The organism is Niallia oryzisoli (assembly GCF_036670025.1).
Lineage (GTDB): Bacteria > Bacillota > Bacilli > Bacillales > Cytobacillaceae > Bacillus_BD > Bacillus_BD oryzisoli.
In genome coordinates this window covers 3,218,444-3,239,514 of the sequence record NZ_CP137640.1, presented here as the reverse complement: position 1 = coordinate 3,239,514, position 21,071 = coordinate 3,218,444, and the positions used below count along the sequence as shown (strand labels likewise).

The 21,071-nt window shown below is 36.5% G+C and carries 23 protein-coding genes; 18 read left to right on the top strand and 5 right to left on the bottom strand.

The features are described from left to right. The first annotated feature begins 351 nt into the window (after positions 1-351). The 8 genes from R4Z09_RS16245 (at position 352) to R4Z09_RS16210 (ending at position 7,486) form a co-directional block, all read left to right on the top strand. Positions 352-2,589 (top strand): DEAD/DEAH box helicase, encoded by a 2,238-nt coding sequence (locus R4Z09_RS16245; RefSeq protein ID WP_338447796.1) that lies wholly within the window; start codon positions 352-354, stop codon positions 2,587-2,589. A gap of 179 nt (positions 2,590-2,768) precedes the next feature. Continuing rightward, positions 2,769-3,188, top strand: a complete 420-nt coding sequence (locus tag R4Z09_RS16240) for a universal stress protein (protein WP_338447795.1) — start codon at positions 2,769-2,771, stop codon at positions 3,186-3,188. A 262-nt stretch (positions 3,189-3,450) separates the two neighbouring features. Continuing rightward, a complete protein-coding gene (locus tag R4Z09_RS16235) occupies positions 3,451-4,365 on the top strand; it encodes a catechol 2,3-dioxygenase (protein WP_338447794.1) in 915 nt (304 codons plus the stop codon). 51 nt (positions 4,366-4,416) lie between these two features. After that, on the top strand, positions 4,417-4,749 hold the full coding sequence (locus tag R4Z09_RS16230; protein WP_338447793.1) for a 2Fe-2S iron-sulfur cluster-binding protein: 333 nt from the start codon (positions 4,417-4,419) through the stop codon (positions 4,747-4,749). Further along, entirely contained in the window at positions 4,746-5,195 is a 450-nt protein-coding gene (locus R4Z09_RS16225) for a heme-binding protein (RefSeq protein WP_338447792.1), read from the top strand. Before R4Z09_RS16230 ends, R4Z09_RS16225 begins: the two co-directional genes overlap by 4 nt. Positions 5,196-5,567: 372 nt before the next feature. Continuing rightward, positions 5,568-5,771: a helix-turn-helix domain-containing protein gene (locus tag R4Z09_RS16220; RefSeq protein WP_338447791.1), complete on the top strand. Its 204-nt coding sequence runs from the start codon at positions 5,568-5,570 to the stop codon at positions 5,769-5,771. 6 nt (positions 5,772-5,777) lie between these two features. Further along, on the top strand, positions 5,778-6,305 hold the full coding sequence (locus tag R4Z09_RS16215) for an IclR family transcriptional regulator (protein WP_422392194.1): 528 nt from the start codon (positions 5,778-5,780) through the stop codon (positions 6,303-6,305). A gap of 359 nt (positions 6,306-6,664) precedes the next feature. Then, positions 6,665-7,486, top strand: a complete 822-nt coding sequence (locus R4Z09_RS16210; RefSeq protein ID WP_338447789.1) for an alpha/beta hydrolase — start codon at positions 6,665-6,667, stop codon at positions 7,484-7,486. 115 nt (positions 7,487-7,601) lie between these two features. Here the strand turns inward: R4Z09_RS16210 and R4Z09_RS16205 are convergent, their stop codons facing one another. Next, positions 7,602-7,823 carry a hypothetical protein gene (locus tag R4Z09_RS16205; protein WP_338447788.1) on the bottom strand — a complete coding sequence of 74 codons (222 nt, stop codon included), beginning with the start codon at positions 7,821-7,823 and terminating at the stop codon, positions 7,602-7,604. Between the two features lie 233 nt (positions 7,824-8,056). Here R4Z09_RS16205 and R4Z09_RS16200 point away from each other — a divergent pair, with 233 nt between their 5' ends. From R4Z09_RS16200 to R4Z09_RS16180, 5 genes are all read left to right on the top strand, one after another. After that, positions 8,057-8,659 (top strand): biotin transporter BioY, encoded by a 603-nt coding sequence (locus R4Z09_RS16200; protein ID WP_338447787.1) that lies wholly within the window; start codon positions 8,057-8,059, stop codon positions 8,657-8,659. Between the two features lie 162 nt (positions 8,660-8,821). Next, positions 8,822-9,748: a Na/Pi symporter gene (locus R4Z09_RS16195; protein WP_338447786.1), complete on the top strand. Its 927-nt coding sequence runs from the start codon at positions 8,822-8,824 to the stop codon at positions 9,746-9,748. A gap of 135 nt (positions 9,749-9,883) precedes the next feature. Continuing rightward, positions 9,884-10,021: a hypothetical protein gene (locus R4Z09_RS16190; protein WP_338447785.1), complete on the top strand. Its 138-nt coding sequence runs from the start codon at positions 9,884-9,886 to the stop codon at positions 10,019-10,021. 211 nt (positions 10,022-10,232) lie between these two features. Beyond that, positions 10,233-10,700 carry a DUF523 domain-containing protein gene (locus tag R4Z09_RS16185; RefSeq protein ID WP_338447784.1) on the top strand — a complete coding sequence of 156 codons (468 nt, stop codon included), beginning with the start codon at positions 10,233-10,235 and terminating at the stop codon, positions 10,698-10,700. A 101-nt stretch (positions 10,701-10,801) separates the two neighbouring features. Further along, positions 10,802-11,575, top strand: coding sequence for an ABC transporter ATP-binding protein (locus R4Z09_RS16180; protein WP_338447783.1), 774 nt, complete (start codon positions 10,802-10,804; stop codon positions 11,573-11,575). Positions 11,576-11,677: 102 nt separating this feature from the next. On the opposite strand, the gene R4Z09_RS16175 is transcribed toward R4Z09_RS16180, so the two are convergent. The 3 genes from R4Z09_RS16175 to R4Z09_RS16165 form a co-directional block, all read right to left on the bottom strand. Further along, positions 11,678-12,337: a TrkA family potassium uptake protein gene (locus R4Z09_RS16175; protein ID WP_338447782.1), complete on the bottom strand. Its 660-nt coding sequence runs from the start codon at positions 12,335-12,337 to the stop codon at positions 11,678-11,680. A gap of 27 nt (positions 12,338-12,364) precedes the next feature. Beyond that, positions 12,365-13,705 (bottom strand): TrkH family potassium uptake protein, encoded by a 1,341-nt coding sequence (locus R4Z09_RS16170; RefSeq protein ID WP_338447781.1) that lies wholly within the window; start codon positions 13,703-13,705, stop codon positions 12,365-12,367. Positions 13,706-14,120: 415 nt separating this feature from the next. Then, positions 14,121-14,336 (bottom strand): hypothetical protein, encoded by a 216-nt coding sequence (locus R4Z09_RS16165; protein ID WP_338447780.1) that lies wholly within the window; start codon positions 14,334-14,336, stop codon positions 14,121-14,123. A 254-nt stretch (positions 14,337-14,590) separates the two neighbouring features. Between R4Z09_RS16165 and hflX the strand changes: the two genes are divergently transcribed. Both hflX and R4Z09_RS16155 read left to right on the top strand, forming a co-directional pair. Continuing rightward, on the top strand, positions 14,591-15,856 hold the full coding sequence (gene hflX, locus R4Z09_RS16160; RefSeq protein WP_338447779.1) for a GTPase HflX: 1,266 nt from the start codon (positions 14,591-14,593) through the stop codon (positions 15,854-15,856). 9 nt (positions 15,857-15,865) lie between these two features. Then, the gene (locus tag R4Z09_RS16155) at positions 15,866-17,143 is read left to right on the top strand and encodes a methionine gamma-lyase family protein (RefSeq protein WP_338447778.1); all 1,278 of its coding nucleotides are present in this window, start codon (positions 15,866-15,868) and stop codon (positions 17,141-17,143) included. 88 nt (positions 17,144-17,231) lie between these two features. On the opposite strand, the gene R4Z09_RS16150 is transcribed toward R4Z09_RS16155, so the two are convergent. Further along, positions 17,232-17,684 carry a ferritin-like domain-containing protein gene (locus R4Z09_RS16150; protein ID WP_338447777.1) on the bottom strand — a complete coding sequence of 151 codons (453 nt, stop codon included), beginning with the start codon at positions 17,682-17,684 and terminating at the stop codon, positions 17,232-17,234. A 253-nt stretch (positions 17,685-17,937) separates the two neighbouring features. On the opposite strand from R4Z09_RS16150, the gene R4Z09_RS16145 reads away from it, so the two are divergent. The 3 genes from R4Z09_RS16145 (at position 17,938) to R4Z09_RS16135 (ending at position 21,070) form a co-directional block, all read left to right on the top strand. After that, on the top strand, positions 17,938-18,345 hold the full coding sequence (locus R4Z09_RS16145; protein ID WP_338447776.1) for a MerR family transcriptional regulator: 408 nt from the start codon (positions 17,938-17,940) through the stop codon (positions 18,343-18,345). A gap of 118 nt (positions 18,346-18,463) precedes the next feature. Beyond that, positions 18,464-19,798, top strand: a complete 1,335-nt coding sequence (gene glnA / locus R4Z09_RS16140) for a type I glutamate--ammonia ligase (RefSeq protein WP_338447775.1) — start codon at positions 18,464-18,466, stop codon at positions 19,796-19,798. A 150-nt stretch (positions 19,799-19,948) separates the two neighbouring features. Next, positions 19,949-21,070, top strand: a complete 1,122-nt coding sequence (locus R4Z09_RS16135; RefSeq protein WP_338447774.1) for a sensor histidine kinase — start codon at positions 19,949-19,951, stop codon at positions 21,068-21,070. The last annotated feature ends 1 nt before the right edge of the window (position 21,071 follow it).

The following is a 21,071-nucleotide window of genomic DNA, read 5'->3' as shown; positions in this document are numbered from 1 at the left end:
AGGCGAATGGTGTTTGGATATTTTACAGTGCGAAGCCTTTCTCGCACTAACCCTATATACCCAGTTTTCAAAGAACAACTCACAGGAATATTATACCATGCAAACAAGTGTTTTGGATATCGCCAACCGACATTCATTTCCCCCCTTATTTTTGGGCTACGCCCTGCACAAAATTGAAGTGGGAGTCTTCTGTTGGAAAAAGATAAAAGACCTACAATAGATTTTCTCTACGACAATTTGATATACTAATCAAGCTCAATCTTTATTAGATTGGGCTTTTTCCTGTTTTGACTTTAGACGAAAGTTTCATTGATGGAACAGGATAATGACTATGAAAAAGGAAGCTATATCATGACAAATACATTAACCTTAATAAAGGCTTGGAAAAAGGCATTGCAGATAGAAATCGCTCATTTGAAAAAATATGGAAGCAACAAATTTCTTGTAAAAAACGGACGCTTGCTAAATCAAAAAGACTCCCATACGTATTATTTTGATTCTGTGCAATCATTGCGGATTCCGGTTGGCTCATTCGTTCGTGTGGAATGGGGGCAGACAAAAGTAGAAGGGAGAGTCCTTTCGTCAGAAGGACATAGTATCATTGTGAAACTGGGACAATCCATCGGCGACCTCGTCTCTGAAGTAACAATTTGGCATGACCCATGGGAATTATTGGATCAGCTGATTCAACGATTAGAAGAGATAGGAAAAAGTAAGCGAAAAAGACTAAGAGTCAAGAAACTTATGGATCCCTCGATGCCTGCGAAGCATCCGACAGATAGAATAACATCAAATGTTCATGAATTGGTTCTTCGCTCCAAATATAATTCCATTACATTTGTTTGGGGTCCTCCTGGAACAGGAAAAACGTATACATTGGCAAGAGTCGCTGCCAATAAATATATTAAAGAAAAGAAGGTTTTGGTCCTTGCTCACAGCAATCAGGCAGTTGATGTATTGATGGCTGAAATATCTTCTTTTGTTGAGAAGAAGGGACGTTTAAAGGAAGGCGATATTATCCGTTATGGTTCAAACCCGAGTGGGGCTGTGGAGCGGAATGAATCCTTACATATGAATCAGCTCGTTATCAAACGGTATCCGCAGCTGGCCGAAGAAAAGGAGAGTTTGCTTGTAGAAAGGCGGATGCTCAAAAAGGATTTAGCCTCCTCCTTTAGTCAGCGAGATTCTGAACAATTATTACAAATTGAGACGAAGCTGGCTGCTATAATAGAGAAAATTCATCAGAAAGAAATACAATTTCTGAAAGATGCTGCTATTATAGGTGCCACTTTGGCAAAAGCAGCCACAGATCCGGCAATCTACGAAAAGGAATTTGATATCGTGATGGTAGATGAAGCCAGTATGGCCTATGTCCCGCAAGTCGCTTTTGCGGCAGCTTTGGGAAAAAGAATCATCGTCTGTGGGGATTTCAAGCAGCTTCCTCCGATTGCTTCATCAAACCATGAGCTTGTAAATGAATGGTTGAAGGAGGATATTTTCCACAAGGCAGGGGTTACGGAGTCATTAAAATATAGGAGCCTTCATCCCCATCTTTTCCTGCTTAAGGAACAAAGGAGGATGCATCCGGATATTTCATCTTTCACAAATCAATATATTTACCATTCACTTGTCGGTGATTACAAGGATGTTGCTGAGTTTCGAAAGGAAATGGTTAGGAAACATCCCTTTCCAAACCGAGCCAGCATTTTGCTTGATACAAGCGGTACAGGTGCCTATTGTTTAACAGAAGCTTCGTCTCGTTCACGTTTTAATCTATGGCAGCTGTTGCTATCCTTCCAATTAATCCATGAAGCTTTTCAAGCAGGTCATCGCTCGATTGGCTATACTACACCATATCGTTCACAGGCTCAATTAATGGAAACCTTGCTCATAGATCTTTATGAAAAACAGCTGACAGAGGCCGATATAACGGCTGCAACGATCCATCGTTTCCAAGGCAGTGAAAGAGATGTGATGATTTTTGATACTGTTGACAGTTACCCACAAGAGCGGGCTGGCATGCTGTTAATTGGAAAAGAAAGCGAGCGTTTGATTAATGTTGCGATTACAAGAACAAAAGGGAAGCTGATACACGTAAGCAACAGATCTTTTTTACAAAACAAGGTCTATTCATCAAGAACATTATATAAATACTTGAATCATCAATTGGAAAAGAATCAAGCTGTCTATCCTCATGAAATCGGTACTTGGATTAAACATCAGCACCCGCGTCTGCAATGGATGCACGCCAAACAGCTGGCAGGAGTCATAAAGGATATTCGGTATGCAAAAAGATCTATTGTCCTTTCGATGCCTTGTGATCACGAACTTTCAGAAGAATGGATGCAGGCTTTAACAAGCAGAAGTAAGGCTGTAGAAGTGACATACTTTTCAGCGTATGCTCCAAAAGGTCTGCCTGTTAATCATTTTAGGAATGTATCACTCCCTTTTCCCTTTGTTTGTGTTGATCAACAAATTCTATGGCTGGGACTGCCATTAGAAGGAACAAAACTGGTAAAGCCGCCATATGTCACAGTTCGCCTGGATTCTCAGGCAGTGAGTGAATATTTTCTGTCACAAATTTACTAATGTTTGTTTGTTCCTTTTTCCTTGTATCGCGTGAAAGAATAAAACTCAACATATTATTATTGTAAATTATCTTATAAAAAATGAAATCAGCCGAGAAATACGATATAATAAAAGGTAAGTATTACCATTGTCTCAGAATAAAAATCAATAATTTTCTAAACTCAGGGGGTTTGAATCCGGTGTATAAAAAAATTTTATTGGCTTCAGATGGATCTAATTTTGCACTGCGTGCAGCAGACCAGGCGATAAAACTAGCATTATTATCTGAAAATGCGGTAATTGAAATCATTTACGTTGTTGATCTTGATACGTCAAAAAGAGAGGCTATTTACTATATGGATTCAGACATAATCCAAGAGGAAAGAAAGAAACGTTTGAAATTAACAGAGGAGAAAATCAAGGCTTCAGACGTGAATTACCATTCTTCAATCTTATATGGAGAACCGGGTCCAACCATTGTTTCATACGCAAATGAAAATAAATTTGATATTGTCGTGCTCGGCAGCAGAGGGTTAAATTCCCTTCAGGAAATGGTATTAGGAAGCGTTAGTCATAAGGTGGCAAAGCGTGTTCAATGCCCAGTTATGATTGTCAAATAACTAACATTGATTCAAAAGTAATAATACATATTTCATGCGATTTTAATCAGCAATACAAGAAAATTGTTATTTTCGCCGCTTTCTTCAAAAAAATGCCAAATGAAAGCGGCGAATAACTGTTATCAATAATTTCTCCTAAACTAATATTATTCTAAAAACAGTTTACTTTTTGGGGATAAATTATATAATAATAGTGTAAATAGAAATAAAGCGCTTTCAAGTTTAAAAAGAAGATAAAACTTATAAGCAGGAGGAATTTCTAATGTCAAGAGTAATGCGTATCGGTCGTGTGGAATTAAAAGTACTAGACTTGGATAAATCAGTAGAATACTATACAAAAATAATAGGTTTACAAGAAACTGGCCGTATGGGTGACAGCGTTTATTTAAAAGCTTGGGATGAATTTGATCATCACAGTGTCATTCTTACTAAATCAAATACAGCAGGGTTAGCACACCTAGCTTTTAAAGTTGAAACTTTAGAAGACCTTGCCTACTATGAAAAGCAAATTGAAAAATTTGGTTGTACGACGACTAGAATTTCAAAAGGAACTAGATTAGGTGAAGGTGAAGCGGTTCATTTTATTCTTCCAACCGGACACCATTGTGAATTATATACGGAAATTGATTTCCTAGGAACAGCGGTAGGTACATTGAATCCGCATCCATGGCCATTAGGAATGCAAGGAATTGCACCGCACCGCCTTGACCACTGCTTGTTAACTGGCGATGATTTGAAAACGGTAACAAGATTCTTTATTGAGGCACTTAACTTTAGACAAAGTGAAAGAATTACGACTGTAGATGGAGAAGAATTATTAGGAAGCTTCTTGTTTACATCAAATAAAGCACATGATTTAGCCTTTGTTAAAGGTCCCGATGCAAAGCTTCACCATGCAGCATTCTTTGTGGATTCCCTGCACGATGTATTTAAAGCAGCGGATCTATTATCTATGTATGAAGTTCCGTTCGATGTAACGCCAACTCGTCATGGGATTACAAGAGGCGAAACGATTTATTTCTTTGATCCTTCTGGAAACCGTAATGAAGCATTTGCAAGCGGATACATGGCTTATCCAGATATGCCAACGATTACTTGGACGGAAGATAAGATTGGACAAGGGATTTTCTATCACCGCAGAGAACTGTCAGAATCCTTTATGAAAGCGTTAACTTGATTTATCATTCTTTTACTATATTACTTTAATATTTTGGAAGAAGGAGATTCTATGGCAAAAATAACACTAAAAGCAAGAGGCCAGCATTATGAATATGAGTGTTCTCCGACGGAAACACCACTAACTGCTGCCAGACAACAATTTATACCAATACCTACCGGTTGCCAACGGGGAGGCTGCGGAATGTGTAAAGTAAAGGTACTCAGCGGAGAGTATGAGCAGGAACCATTTCGATCCCATGATGCCTTATCTGATGAAGAATTAGCTAAGGGTTTCTCCTTAGCTTGCTGTATGACGGCTAAAAGTGATCTTGATATCATTACCGTTGAGGATTATGTTAAACTAGTAGATGAAGCAAATTTAGAGGAGGCAAAAAGATTATGAGTTCTGAAATGCTTTATCAAAAGTATGCACTAACCCAAATCTTAGCGTTAAAAATGCTTGAAGCGGTAACAAACAAGGCTGATGAATTAGGAATTAGAATCAATGCTGCTGTTGTTGATGACGGAGGCAATTTAAAAGCTTTCATTCGTATGGATGAAGCAGCACTGCTAAGTTCGGAAATTGCCCAAAATAAAGCGTATACAGCAGCAGCTTTTGGAAAATCGACTGAAGAATGGTACCCAATGATCAAGGAAGAACCAGCATTGTTGACTGGTATTGTCCATACTGACAGATTAGTAGTATTCGGCGGCGGCATACCGCTTATATACAATGGCAAGATTGTTGGCGGTGTTGGTGTCTCTGGTGGTTCTGCTGATGAAGATGTACAATGTGCAACAGCAGGCTCACAAGTGTTTGAAGAACATGTTCAATCACTAGTAAAATAGTATATTGTTTTATAAATTCATTTTTATCGAATAAGAACAAAAAATAATAAGCAGGCTCGTTCACATTATGTGAACAAGCCTGCTTATTATTTTTTGTTTAAGGAAAATTCATACAAAATCTATTGTAATATCTATATATTTGAAATATCATAAGTATATGTATTATTTTACTATAATGTAAAATGATTACTAATTTGGTAATGATGTAATCCAGTTTAGAAAAAATTTTATTTGCTTTTTAGGTATGATTACCTATTGCCTTATCCTCTTAAAATCTTTTTGACATCGCGAAAAAATACTTAGATCAAGGATTCTTATATCAAAGGGGTAGGTGTAAAACGATATTATTAATCAATGGTATGAGGTGTTTATATGATTAATTCTGTCAATAATGCTGTGAAAATTATTGACTGTTTTACCACAGAAAATCCAGAATTAGGAGTTTCAGAGATTTCTTCTCAATTGAATATGAACAAAAGTACGGTCCATCATTTAATCAGAACATTGAATAAAACAGGAATTTTAGTAAAGGCCCCGCATCGTAAATATCGGTTAGGTTCACGTCTGTTACGGTAGGGAAATTTGGTCTCGAAATATTACCAAAAGTTTTACAAGGCTATACCATATTTAGGAGAACTTGTGAACAAAACAGGTGAAACCGTACATATGGCTGTGCAAGAAAACAATTGGGTAAGTTACATTTCAAAGATTGAGCCAAAGAAATCGGTTAAAATACAAACAACCATTGGTTCATATAAACCCGTTCATTGTACAGGTCTTGGAAAAATGCTTCTTGCGGGTTCCCTTGATAAAGAAAACAACCATATCTATCAATTACCATTAGATAAGTATACCGAAAATACCATCACAGACCATGAACAATTAATTCGGGAATTAATGAAGAGTGAAAAACAAGGTTATGCAATTGATAACGAGGAATTTGAAATTGGTTTGTATTGTATCGCAGCGCCTATTAAAGACAGCGTAGGACAAACGATTGCAGCAATCAGTATCGCTGGACCAGAATGTAGGATATGCAGTAATAAGGAAGAATATATTGAATTTCTTGTTTCTACCGCACAAATTATTTCAAATGAATATGTTTTGTAACTCAAAAATGTCTAATGATTTTTTTTACTGAAAACTATCCAAATTTTTGATAAAATTGTCGAATCATAGAAGGATTTCATAATTATTTGTCGAATTATAAAAAAGAGATGATCAGAATAAATATGTTTATGTCATGAATTTAGCTAAAATCGTGAATTCATGATCAAACCATTCTATGTCTTAGGCAAATTATAATTTTTGTTTCAATTACAGGCTTTGTTGAGGAATTTGTGAAATAAAATATGCTCTGAAATACATCAAACATTTTTGATGTTGTCTCTGTGTCTACAAATGTAAACAAGGCCGTATTGATTATAAAAGGTGCTACACCTATTCAAAAAATGGAAGGAGCTTTTTAAATGGTTGAAGCAGGAAAATACATTGACGTAAGAGGGATCAACACGCATTATCATGAAGATGGACAAGGTGACGAAAAACTACTTCTTGTTCACGGTTCAGGTCCCGGAGTATCAGCATGGGCAAATTGGCGATTAGTTTTTCCAATCCTCTCCGAGCATTTCCATCTATATGCACCAGATGTTGTAGGTTTTGGTTATACAGATAGACCAGAGGGTATTCAATATTCTATCGATGTTTGGGTAGACCATATGATTGATTTTATCGAAACCGTTATTAAAGATAAAGTTTCTATTATAGGTAATTCTTTCGGAGGAGCCATTGCCCTTCATTTAGCTAAAAAACGCCCTGACCTTGTAAATAAATTAATATTAATGGGAAGTATGGGTACTGCCCATCCAATTGCGGATGGATTGGATAAAGTTTGGGGCTATGAGCCAAGTGCTGAAAACATGAAAAATCTTATTAAGATTTTTGCATACGACCAAAGCATGGCTGAGAACGGTGACTTAGTAGAAATGCGTTATAAGGCTAGTATTCAAGAAGGATTCCATGAATCATTTTCTTCAATGTTCCCAGCACCAAGACAAAGACACGTGGATTCTATGGCATTAACGGAAGAAGAATTAGGGGCAATTGATTTTCCAGTCCTATTAGTTCACGGTAGAGAAGACCAGGTTATTCCGATTGAACATACAAGCTGGGTACTTGCTCGTGCACTTCCAAATGCACAATTCCATACCTTCCCTAAGTGCGGACACTGGGTACAAATTGAAAGAGCAAAAGAATTTGCCGGACAGGTTATTGAATTCATGAACCAATAATGTTTGATTTTCACAGAAGCTCTCTTTTAGGGAGCTTCTGTTTTACCTCTATAAACTGTTGGTACATGAACAAAGAAAAAAGCAGTCTTCTATGTAAGAAGACCGCTCATTTTTTTTAAGATGTTTTTTCCTCATGATCACTTATGTGAATTAACGAATTTTTTCGAATCCAATAGTTGAAAGAATCTTTAGGAAAAACTCCTCTACATCCTGAATTATCCATTTGAATGACGACGCTGTCATCGGTGACCTCAATAATTCTTAAAGTGTCCGAATTGCTAAAGTTAGGGATAAAACTACTCTTCATTTCAAACTCCATATTATTACGTAAATCCACTTTATTAATCCTCCTGATATATTAACACTTTTTTTCATCCTAATATAATTTCTCCAACATTTTATTTTCTATCCATATTTTGGCTTAAAAACCTTTCTCTTATTGAACTTATCATAAATGTTAGAGTGGGGCAAACAATTTACACGCCCATCTTATATGTAAACTGCTTATAAATTATAGTTGACATAAAAGATGTTTTAAATTATCTTTATATTACAAACAAAAGGAGGAGAATGGCCGTGCAACGCAAAGGAAAAACATTAGAATTAACTCTTGCCAGCATGTTTATCGTCTTGTTAGCTGTTGGTGCTAATATAACAACTATTGCTCCATTTATGGTTGTTGGTGGAGTACCAATTACATTACAGACCTTTTTTGCTGTTTTAGCTGGACTTGTACTTGGAAGCCGGCTTGGTGTAATTACAACTAGTGCCTATGCTTTCATAGGATTGATAGGAATTCCTGTATTTGCTCAATTTGGAGCTGGTTTAGGTATGCTTTTTAGGCCTACTTTCGGATTTATTCTTTCTTATATCTTGGTTGCCTGGGTTGCTGGAAAAATAGTAGAAAAAAAGAATACAGTAGCTCCTTTTATAATGGCTTCGCTGCTTGCTACAGCAATCAATTATGTAATTGGGACAAATTGGATGTATTTTGCCTATAAAATGTGGGCGGATGCGCCAGAAGGATTCAGTTACGGGATGGCTTGGCTATGGATGCTCGCTCCACTGCCGAAGGATATTATTTTAGCTGTTTTTGCAGGTGTGATGGCACACCGTCTTAAAGTATCCGTACTTTCAAAAGGTCAATTTAAACATTTAAAGCTTGGCGCTTAATTTAATAAAAGAACAAAGTTATTTAGTTCGCAAGTGTAGCAGGAATCAACTTTTGATTCCTGCTTTTTTGGTTTAATCAGGATAAAATATTTCTCTCATTAATTGGCATATATGACATGTCCCATACAGCCAACCCATATGATGATTGTAGGGGGTGGGGGCTTGGTACTGTTTATATTTATTTTATTGATTTGCCTCTTTATTTTCGGGATGTCCCTGTTAAGGAAAGGGCTACTTATTTTATCTGGCGATTCGTTGAAATTATGGTTAACAAAAATAACCGATGTTCCTTGGAAGGGTCTTATCGCCGGGATTATCGTTACATGCATTTTGCAAAGCAGCTCAGCTGTCATGATCATTACAATCGGTTTGATTGCATCAAAAATGCTTACGTTTCCTCAATCCATAGGAATAATTTTGGGTACCAATATTGGTACAACCTTTACAGCTGAACTGATCACATTTGATATACAAAGATTTATTTTACCCATAATGGGGTTGGCCATACTATTCTTGTTTACGAGGAAAAAGAAACCACAAAGTATTGGAGTTGTTTTATTAGGAATTTCATTTTTGTTTACAGCGATGGGGGGATTTGAGTATTTAGCCGGACCATTAAAGGAAATTGGTTTTATAGATCGATTTTTACTTTCATTAAAAGACAGTTATCTTTTGAGTGTGCTGGCTGGAGCTGTTATTACAGGAATTATTCAATCAAGTACTGCCACAACAGGAATTATTATGGGGTTCTTATCTCATGGTGCAATCGAGATAGACACTGGTATAGCCATTTTGCTTGGTTCAAATATTGGTACATGTGTGGATGCGTTATTAGCTGCTATTGGCAGTGGAAGGGAAGCAAAGTTAACGGCCTATGCTCATATTTGGCTCAATGTTATTGGAGTAGCCGTATTCTTTCCGTTTATCGGGATCCTTTCAAATTGGGGGATGCAGCTTGCTTCATCAGCGGATGTGCAGCTTGCGCATATCAGTGTTCTGTTTAATGTGATTTGCTCTTTACTAGTGCTGCCATTTGCAGAGAGATTTGGAAAATTGATTATTCGAATGCATGATCATAAAAATACATGATCGGTTTATAGTTCATGTAACCTGTTTTCACAAATTGGTTGATAATTTTAAAAATAACATTGACACTTTTTGGTTTTCTGTTATATATTATTAATAACAAATATAAACTGTTATATAACAAAAGGAGGTCGGAACATGGAAATGTATCAAAAAGCATATGACCATTATCGTTCTATATGTGAAAAGTATGGAATGGAGTCGATGAATTATCATCAATTTATTAAACAATTAACAGAGGATCAGCTTACTGAATTCAGTAAGTGTGCCAGTTAGGAGTATAGGATGTCAACGGATAAAAAAGATAGCGATGTCACACCCAGCCCTGTTTGTTTTTTATAAAAAACAACGGGGTTTTATTTTGTTCTGCTTACTAACTTTCCATTACTCTCATTCTTTTTCTCATGTTAAAACACTATAATAAATAGAGTATGATAATTGGACATTAAAAACCTGTATAATAACAGATTAAATTGAAGGTGATAAAATGATATTAGTGAGTGCTTGTTTTGCCGGATTTGATGTAAAATATAACGGTTCTAATAATGTGAATTTGAAAATTAAAAAGTTGTTCGACGAACAAAAAGCAATCCCAGTTTGCCCGGAAGTACTTGGAGGATTATCAATCCCAAGAGAGCCAGCTGAAATAGTTGGCGGTGATGGTAATGATGTATTGGATGGCACGGCGAAAGTAGTAACAAATAGCGGAAAGGATGTAACGGCTCAATTTCTTAAAGGGGCTTATGATACATTGAAAATTGCGAAAGAAGCGGATGCTTCCATTGTTGTATTAAAAGAACGGAGTCCATCCTGTGGAAGCACGATGATTTATAGTGGAAAATTTAATGGTACAAAAATAAAAGGAAATGGTGTAACAGCAGCACTCTTAAAAAGAAATGGGATCAAGGTAATTTCAGAGGAAAACTTTTTAGATTTTCTTGATGAAATAGATTAAAATCGCGGATGATCTTTTGAATTCCCTACATAAAATACATTTCACTACTAAATTAGACACAAATAAATGTAAAATAAAGAGATAAAGGGGGAGAAGACTTAATGATTTTACATATGGAGAATGTTTCATTAAAAAGAGACGGTTCGTGGATTTTACAAAACGTAAATTGGGACATAAAAAAGGGGGAGCATTGGGTTTTATTTGGATTAAATGGTTCTGGGAAAACAGCTATTTTGAATATGTTAAATGCCTTTTACTTTCCTTCTAGCGGTAATTTAACAGTTCTTGACAAGGAATTTGGCAAGACATATCTAGGTGAAGAGCTTCGTAAAAAGATTGGCTTTGTTTCTTCCGCTCTTCAAGAGAAACTGCATTCTAATGATAATGCTTTTGAAATTGTATTAAGTGGTGCGTTTGCATCAATCGGTCTTTATGAAAGACCGACAGAGGAAATGAGAGAAAAGGCGATTGATCTATTGAAGCAGTTAGGCTGCTATGAATACGCAAACCGTAATTACAATACATTATCTCAAGGGGAGAAACAGCGGGTTCTTATTGGACGAGCTTTGATGGGCGAGCCTGAATTGCTCATTTTTGATGAGCCAACCAATGGGTTAGACTTTATTGCACGGGAACAGTTACTTGAGACGATTCAAACGATTGCTGTCAATTCAAATTCTCCTACAATGATCTATGTAACACATCATATTGAAGAAATTTTGCCTGTGTTTAACAAGACATTGTTACTAAAAAGGGGAGAGGTGTTTTCTTCAGGGAATACAAAGGATATGATTTCCAGCCAGCAACTTTCTGAGTTCTTTGATTTAAAGGTTACTGTTTTTTGGCAGAACGGTCGACCGCTTCTGTCTAAATAGGTACATTCATCTGTACCTGAAAAATATGAAAAGCCTGCCAATATACTAAAAGCTGGCAGGCTGTTTTTATTCAGTAGAAAGATACATGTGAAATTTCAATTATTATTCAATGTTAGCGAATTTGGCCAGATCCTCTCTTCTGCCGATCATGACTAATATATCCTTTTCGTAAAGAAGCTGATCAGGAGAGGGGGAAATGATAATTTCTTTTCCTCTAACAATTGCTATGACGCTAACCTGATATTTTGCACGAATATCAAGCTCCCGCAAATTCTTTTCAGCCATTTTTGACGGAATCATGATTTCCTCAATACTATGCTCTTGTGATAGTTCAATATAGTTTAACATATTAGGAGAAAGTAACTGATTCGCTACACGTTCGCCCATATCTCTTTCCGGATAAATAATCCAATCAGCTCCAACCTTTTCTAATACCTTGCCGTGGCGCTTTCCAATTGCCTTTGTAATGATTTTTTTTATTCCCATTTCCTTAAGGATTGAAACGGTTAAAATACTTGCTTGCATATCATTTCCAATTGCGACAATGACACAATCAAAATTTCTGATGCCAATAGAGGAAAGAGCCTTTTCCTCCGTTGAATCAGCTACCACGGCGTGGGTTACATATGGTTCAGCATCTTCCACTCGTTCCTCAATTACATCTATTCCTAATACCTCTTGCCCAGCTTCATGAAGTTTACGGGCTACACTAGTTCCAAATCTCCCTAGACCGATCACGGCATATTGTTTTTTTACAGGCATTTAATTGAACACTTCCTATCGCGTAGTTTACCCAATCATAATATTTCCTTTAGGATGACGGAAAGCATCTGGATTACGTCTTTTAGCAATCGCAAAAGCAACAGTTAATGGTCCTAATCTTCCGGCAAACATTGTAAAAACAATGAGTATGCGGCCAATCGACGAAAGCTCTGGTGTTAAACCCATAGATAGCCCAACAGTACCAAAAGCAGAAGCTGCTTCAAATAAGTAATACATAAAATCAAGACCCTGCCGTTCTGTAATACTTAGCATCATCGTAATCACAATAACAATACTCATACCGCTAACAGCTACTGTCATAGATTTTAAGATCGTTTCAGTAACAATTCTGCGTTTAAATAAAACAACGTCTTCTTTCCCTTTTATTTGGGACCATACGGTTGCCAATAAAACTGCAAAGGTCGTAATTTTAATACCTCCGGCAGTGGAGCCTGAGCCGCCGCCAATAAACATGAGAAAAGTGATGAGAAATAATGTGGAATGTGTTAAATCACCAATTGGCAATGTATTAGAACCGGCCGTCCGTGGTGTAACAGCTTGATACAACGAGCCTAATACTTTTCCGATTTCTGAAAGCGGCCCTAATGTTTTAGGATTTCCAAACTCAAATATAAAGATCAAAATAGTCGACCCAGTTGTGAGAATTAAAGTTGTCATCAAGACGATTTTTGTATGAACAGATAAACGATGCGTCTTACGGTAATCAAAAAGTTCATTCAAAACGATAAAGCCTAATCCACCAATCGTAATTAACGAACATACTGTTAATACGACTATTGGATCCTCTACATAAGGAGTCAGACTTCGAAATTCCCCCATTAAATCAAAACCAGCATTATTAAAATTAGATATTGCATGAAAAAAACCATAATAAAAAGCTTTTCCTATTGGCATATCAAATGAAAAACGAATCCCTAAAATAAGCCCGCCGGCAATTTCAAATAAAGCTGTGAAAATGAATAGTCTTCTAACTAATTGTACAACACCAGCAAGAGATAGGTTGTTAAAAGCTTCCTTTAGCACCAGTCTTTCTTTTAGAGATATTTTTTTACCAAGCAATAAAAAAATTAAGGTCGCGAAGGTCATAAACCCCAACCCGCCAATTTGTATAAGGATTAATATGACCAATTCTCCGAATAATGAAAAGGTATCCCCGGTATCTACTACAACGAGTCCTGTCACGCAGGTAGCCGATGTAGAAGTAAATAATGCATTTAAAAATGAGAGACCTTTTTGATCCTCCGTTGCAATTGGCAGGGTCAGTAATACTGCACCGATCAGTATGACGGTTAGAAAACCCAATACAAGAACTTTTGGGGGATCTAGATGGATTTTTGATTTATTCATGGTTATCTCCTAGTAATAATAAAATATATGCTTCTTCCGAGAGTAGACCTATAAATTTTATGTGTTTATACTACGGCTAAAAACATTAATTGTAAATCAAAAAATAAAAGATAAGTAAAAATAGCCAGTCATAATACAACAAGCTTATTTTACTTATCTTTCATATTAATCATTCCTATCTAGTGATGAAAGAATTGGGCAAGATCAGTGATTTTAATAAAACTGCAGTCTGGTAACAATAGCTCTTTATTATATTCAAACTTTAATTGATTCATTAGTGGAACCATACTATATTGTTTAAATTCATCCGCATTAAACTTTTAATAAATGTTTGAATCATCAGCCAGCGCAATTCGCCATCAGGACATATAATGCGATATTCATACAGGTTAGGTTTTCTATTCAATAATTCTCTTTACATTTTAGTAACGGTTTCAATATCTTCTGGGTAAATCAGATTCAGCCAGAGTGAAGGGGATTGTATGAGTGCGCCGGAAGGAAGCCATGATATTAATTCAATTGAAGGAGACAAATAGGTTATTTTATGAGTTTTGAGAGACATCTCCCATACACAAACGTCGGCTGATTCATATATGTATGGTTGCAACTCGTATTCATTTAAAACATTCATGATTGATCCCCCATGTAATAGTAGAAAAGGGTAGAAAATCCTTATATTTAATGGTTTTTTATGGTTCTATTATACTAAAATTTTTGTTGGAATCTATGAGAAAATTCTTATTTATAAATAAAAACGGAATATATTCGTTTCTTAAAAAACTACTTTATTAAACATACTTAACTTCTGTTCTCTATAAAATAAATGGTAATTAGTGTTTGTTTTTGATATTTGGTATGATTAAAAAAAAGCAGAAAGAAGGGGTTATGGTGGAGCAAAAAACAGAACAGGAAAAAGTAATTCTTGTTGGCTGCCAGACAACAGAGGATGATTTGCCATTCCAATATTCAATGGAAGAATTAGCATCATTAACTGAAACTGCTAATGGAAAGGTTTTGTCTCAATTAACCCAAAAAAGAGTGCGAGTAGATAATGCGACATATATTGGAAGAGGAAAAGTCGAAGAATTAAAAGCACTAGTTGAAGAACTGGAAGTTAATTTAGTCATTTTTAACGATGAATTATCACCAAGTCAGGTTCGGAACCTCGCCGCACAGATTGAAGCAAGAATTATTGACCGAACACAATTAATCCTTGATATTTTTGCACAAAGGGCAAGGTCAAAAGAAGGAAAATTACAAGTGGAATTGGCTCAATTGCAGTATTTACTGCCTCGTCTTGGCGGGCAAGGAACGCAGCTATCTAGGCTTGGTGCCGGAATCGGTACTAGAGGCCCTGGGGAAACGAAACTTGAAGCCGATCGCCGCCACATTCGGAATCGAATTCATGATATTGAAACACAGCTAAAAGGTATTGTTCAGCATCGCGAGCGGTACCGTGAAAGACGTAAGAAAAACCGGGCCTTTCAGGTTGCGATTGTCGGATATACAAATGCAGGGAAATCAACGCTGTTCAACCGATTGACAGAAGCTGCTTCGCTTGAAGAAAATCAGTTGTTTGCAACGCTAGATCCGATGACAAGAAGGTGTATTTTACCGAGTGGTTTTACAGTTCTAATGACTGATACAGTAGGGTTTATTCAAGATTTACCGACAAGCCTGATTGCTGCATTTCGTTCAACACTTGAAGAAGTAAAAGAAGGAGATCTCATTCTTCATGTAGTAGACTCTTCTAATCCTGATCATTTTCAGCATGAAAAAACCGTTAATGAACTGTTAGAAGAACTAGATCAAGGACAAATTCCACAGATTACAGTGTATAATAAAAAAGATGTCCAGCATCAAGACTTTGTACCTTCTGCGAAGAATGAATCGATTCAAATTAGTGCGTTAGATGAAAAAGATCGTTTGTTATTAAAACAAGCAATTGAAAACAAAATGATCAGCATGATGAATTATTATCATGTAGAAGTACCTTCAACTGAAGGGAAATTGCTGTCACAATTAAAAAATGAAACGATTCTAAGAGAATTGACATTTGACGAAGACAACCAATGGTATGTCTGTAAAGGATATTCGTTAGCCGATCATCCAATCGTTGGACAGCTGCAAAAATATACTGTAAATAGATAGGGGAAAGACATGTTTCAATCATTAACATTTGGGGAAGTATTAAAGCCGCTTGTAGAAGAAGTGGAGCAGCAAATTAAATCCATTCATACAGAAATAGATGAAAGAATGGATCAAAATCAATTTCGCGTGTTAAAAAGTTTTCAACAGAATAAAGTCAGCGATTCTCATTTTATCCCATCAACAGGCTATGGCTATGATGATTACGGGAGAGATACACTTGAAAAAATTTATGCGGATGTATTTGGTGCTGAAGCAGGGTTGGTCAGACCGCAGATTATTTCTGGAACCCACGCAATTTCAATCGCTTTATTCGGTGTACTAAGACCAGGGGATGAACTTTTATACATAACAGGAAAACCATACGATACCCTCGAGGAAATAGTTGGTTTACGGGGAAATGGATCTGGTTCTTTAAAGGAATTTGGCATTACATATCAAAGTGTTGCTTTATGTGAAAATGGCAGGGTAGATTTCGAGGCTGTTGCAAAAGCCATGAAGGCAAATACAAAAATGATAGGAATTCAACGTTCGAAAGGCTATGCAACACGGCCATCCTTCACCATTGCTGAAATTGAAGAAATGATCCGATTTGTGAAGGAAATTAATTCTGAAGTGGTTGTGTTTGTTGATAACTGTTATGGAGAATTTGTCGAAGATATGGAACCTTGTCATGTTGGAGCAGATTTAATGGCGGGTTCTCTGATAAAAAATCCCGGGGGAGGTTTAGTTAAAACCGGTGGTTATATTGTTGGAAAACAAAAATGGGTTGAAGCTTGCTCGTACCGGTTGACTTCACCGGGTATTGGTGCTGAGGCGGGTGCCTCGTTATACAGCCTACTGGAAATGTATCAAGGCTTTTTTCTTGCTCCACATGTTGTAGGGCAAGCTTTAAAGGGAGCCGTATTTACTGCGGCCATGCTTGAACGTTTAGGGATGAATTCGAATCCAACATGGGACAGTAAGCGGACTGACTTGATTCAATCCGTTCAGTTTGATGATCGTGATAAAATGGTTGCTTTTTGCCAGGCCATTCAATTTGCATCACCTGTCAATTCGCATGTCACACCATATCCATCTTATATGCCTGGATATGAAGATGATGTTATCATGGCTGCCGGTACGTTTATTCAAGGGGCAAGCATTGAACTCACTGCTGACGGTCCAACTAGACCACCCTATGTAGCCTATGTTCAAGGCGGATTAACCTATTCACATGTGAAAATGGCTATTTGCATCGCCTTAAATTCACTCCTTGAAAAAGGATTGCTTCAATTGGATAGAGCATAATGTTAGAGTGAAAAATGAGATAGAAAGGAAGAATCGAAGCATTGGTTCTTCCTTTTTTCTCTTGATTATATAGTCTTTGACAAACTTACTAAGAGCGAAGCCAATTAAGATTTACTAAGAAATATAAGAACCAGACGGCATGATTTTGTTCGTCAGCAGCGGCACGCCGAAAAACTTCTTTTATATATGGATGATTGCTTTCATCTGCGATATCTAAATAAAAATCAACTGTATTCTGCTCATCGCGTAAAGCGAATTCAATGCCTTTGCGATAAGAGTTAGGACATTCTTCCGTTATCTTTGGCTGTGGCTGCTTCCCAGTTAATTGTGTATAAAGATGAACAAATTGTTTATAATGCTTTTGTTCATCTTTGCGAATTTCAAGAATTTGTTTTCGTTCTTTGTCGGTACGTGCCAATTGGGCAATGTTTGCATAGCGCTGGATGGCGCTAAATTCACCATCAATCGCCTTCTCAAGATCTTTGAGCAATTTCTTTGTTTGTCTTTGATCTCTATAATAAGGATAGTGAATAGGAAACATATATTGTCCCTCCATATCAAAACTACGATAGTATATGGAAGGATAATGGAAGAGTGCAAGTCTCTATTCTTTGATATTACATACTGTCGGGCAACGTTAATTAAAAGTATGCTTTATGGATATCAATCTAATAATTAAATCAGAAAAAAGTTGATATTCCTATGTGAGTAATTCTAACATTATATTGACAACTTTTCTTACGCGACATATACTAATATCAAGAACTTAAAGAGAGAGGAAATGAGGAAAGCCAATGACAGGAAGTCAAATTCGTCGCTCAATGCCGCTATTTCCAATGGGGACTGTGATGCAGCTTACTGATCTAACCGCTCGGCAAATTCGCTATTATGAGGAACACGGGTTAGTACACCCTGAAAGAAGTGAAGGAAATCGCCGACTCTATTCCTTGAATGATATCGACACCTTATTGGAAATTAAAGATTTAATTGACCAAGGTGTTAACCTGGCAGGAATAAAACAAATTTTTGCCGTTAAAGAAGAACAATCAATTGAACATGAGTTGCAAAAACAAGCATTAAAAGATAAGCGAGAGCTTACAAATGACGAAATAAGAAAGCTGCTCAGAAAAGAATTAACAAATGCTGGCCGCTTCAATCGACCAACATTACGTCAAGGAGATATGTACCGCTTTTTTCACTAGAATGATTAAAAAGTAAGATTGAGACAAAAGTTATTTATGATAACATCTTACTGATTCAACGTTAAAAGAGGTTAGTCATATGTAAATTGCAGAAAGCATCAGGGAGGAAATGATCATTATGGCAAAGTATACAAAAGATGATATTAGACGCATGTGCACAGAACAAAACGTTAAATATATCCGTCTTCAATTTACGGATATTTTAGGAGTTATTAAAAACGTAGAAATTCCAATCAGCCAGCTTGAAAAAGCCATTGAAAATAAAATGATGTTTGACGGCTCTTCAATTGAAGGATTTGTACGGATTGAAGAATCAGATATGTATTTATATCCGGATCTAGATACTTTCGTAGTTTTCCCTTGGACAGCTGAGAAGGGGAAAGTTGCTCGTTTTATCTGTGATATTTACAATGCAGATGGAACACCTTTTGCAGGGGACCCGCGTAATAACCTCAAGAGAGTTTTGAAGGAAATGGAAGAACTTGGATTCACTGATTTCAACCTCGGACCTGAGCCGGAATTCTTCTTATTCAAGCTTGATGAAAAAGGTGAACCAACACTAGAATTAAATGATAGTGGCGGTTACTTTGACTTAGCTCCTACAGATCTTGGCGAAAACTGCCGTCGTGATATTGTTCTTGAGCTTGAAGAGATGGGCTTTGAAATCGAAGCCTCACACCATGAGGTTGCTCCAGGGCAACACGAAATTGACTTTAAATATGCGGATGCAATTACAGCTTGTGACAATATCCAAACATTTAAATTAGTTGTAAAAACAATTGCCCGTAAACATGGATTGCATGCGACATTTATGCCAAAACCATTATTTGGTCTTGCTGGGTCTGGTATGCACTGTAATTTATCTTTATTTAATAAGGGTGAAAATGTATTCTATGATCCAAAGGCTGACTTAGAGTTAAGTGATACTGCTCGTCAATTTATTGCCGGTATTGTGAAACATGCTGAATCATTCACTGCAATTACAAACCCGACAGTAAACTCTTATAAACGTCTAGTTCCTGGATATGAAGCTCCATGCTATGTTGCGTGGTCAACAAGCAATCGTTCACCATTAGTTCGTATTCCGGCTTCCCGCGGATTAAGTACACGTGTTGAAGTACGTAGTGTAGATCCAGCTGCAAACCCTTATTTAGCATTGGCTGTTCTATTAATAGCTGGTCTTGACGGAGTGAAAAATAAATTAACTCCTCCAGCACCAGTTGACCGCAACATATATGCAATGGATAAAGAAGAGCGTCTTGCAGAAGGGATTACTGATCTTCCTGCAACATTAGCTCAAGCAATTGAAATTTTAAAATCAAATGAAGTTATTGTTTCGGCACTCGGTGGGCATATTTTTGAACACTTTATTGAAGCAAAAGAAATTGAATGGGATATGTTCCGTACGCAGGTACATCCTTGGGAAAGAGAACAGTATATGTCTGTTTATTAATAAAAAAAGCCTTGCCGCTCTATACGGCGAGGTTTTTTGTATTCCACTTTTTTGTTTATTTCATAAATTAGGGGAGTAAAAGGACCTTTTTTAAGACTTCCTTCATTTCTTTTGTTATGATATAGCTATCCTATATAAAGAGGTTCCTGAATGAAAAAAAAATTTCAGTTCTTTTACAGCAGCACGGGAGTATCCCCATATATATGGGCTCTCTTCGCTGTATTACCGTTTTATTTTATATTTCAATGGTCATCAGTAGCAGAAATTGTAACAGGTATTGTATTATCGATTTTCTTTTTTATTTCCTATCGATTTGCCTTTGTTTCAAAAGGCTGGGTTAAATATTTATGGACTAGTTTACTTATTGTCATTTCCATTACGATGACAAGTTTTTTAGGGTATGTCTATTTTGCATTTTTCCTTGCTTATTTGATTGGAAATTTCCAAAATAAAGTAGCCTATATTACCTTTTATGTGATTCATTTGGTAAGTTCAACAGTAGCAATCAATTATAATTTTATTATTCAAGATGAGCTTTTCTTAAAGCAATTGCCGTTTATCGTTATTATCTGGATTAGTGTGATATTAATGCCATTTAGTATATACAATCGAAAGAGACGTGAGCAATTAGAAACACAGCTTGCCTTTGCCAATAAAAGAATATCAGATCTAATTGTTCAAGAGGAACGGCAACGAATTGCACGTGATCTCCATGACACATTAGGTCAAAAGCTCTCACTGATTGGATTAAAAAGTGATTTGGCAAGAAAAATTATTGATAAAGATCCATCACAAGCACGAGCTGAATTAAAAGATATTCAACAAACTGCAAGAACAGCCTTAAATGAAGTTCGAAAAATGGTATCGAATATGCGTGGTACAAGGCTTAAAGAAGAAATCATCCATATAAAACAATTACTCGATGCTGCTGAAATTAATTTAAAGCTCGAGGGAGAAAACACTTTGTCCAACGTTTCGTTATTTCTAGAAAATATTTTAAGTATGTGCTTAAAGGAAGCAGTAACGAATGTAGTAAAACACAGCAAAGCCTCTATTTGCTGCATTTCCTTTCAGCAATCCAGCAAGGAAATCGTCATTACTATAAGTGATGATGGAATTGGAATTGCGGACGAAAATCTAAATGATAAAGGAAATGGAATCTTAGGCATGAAGGAAAGATTAGAGTTTGTAAATGGCTCATTGGAAATAGAATCAAATCAAGGAATGACCTTAATCATTAAAGTGCCAAATGTGGTTAAACAAAACGAATAGG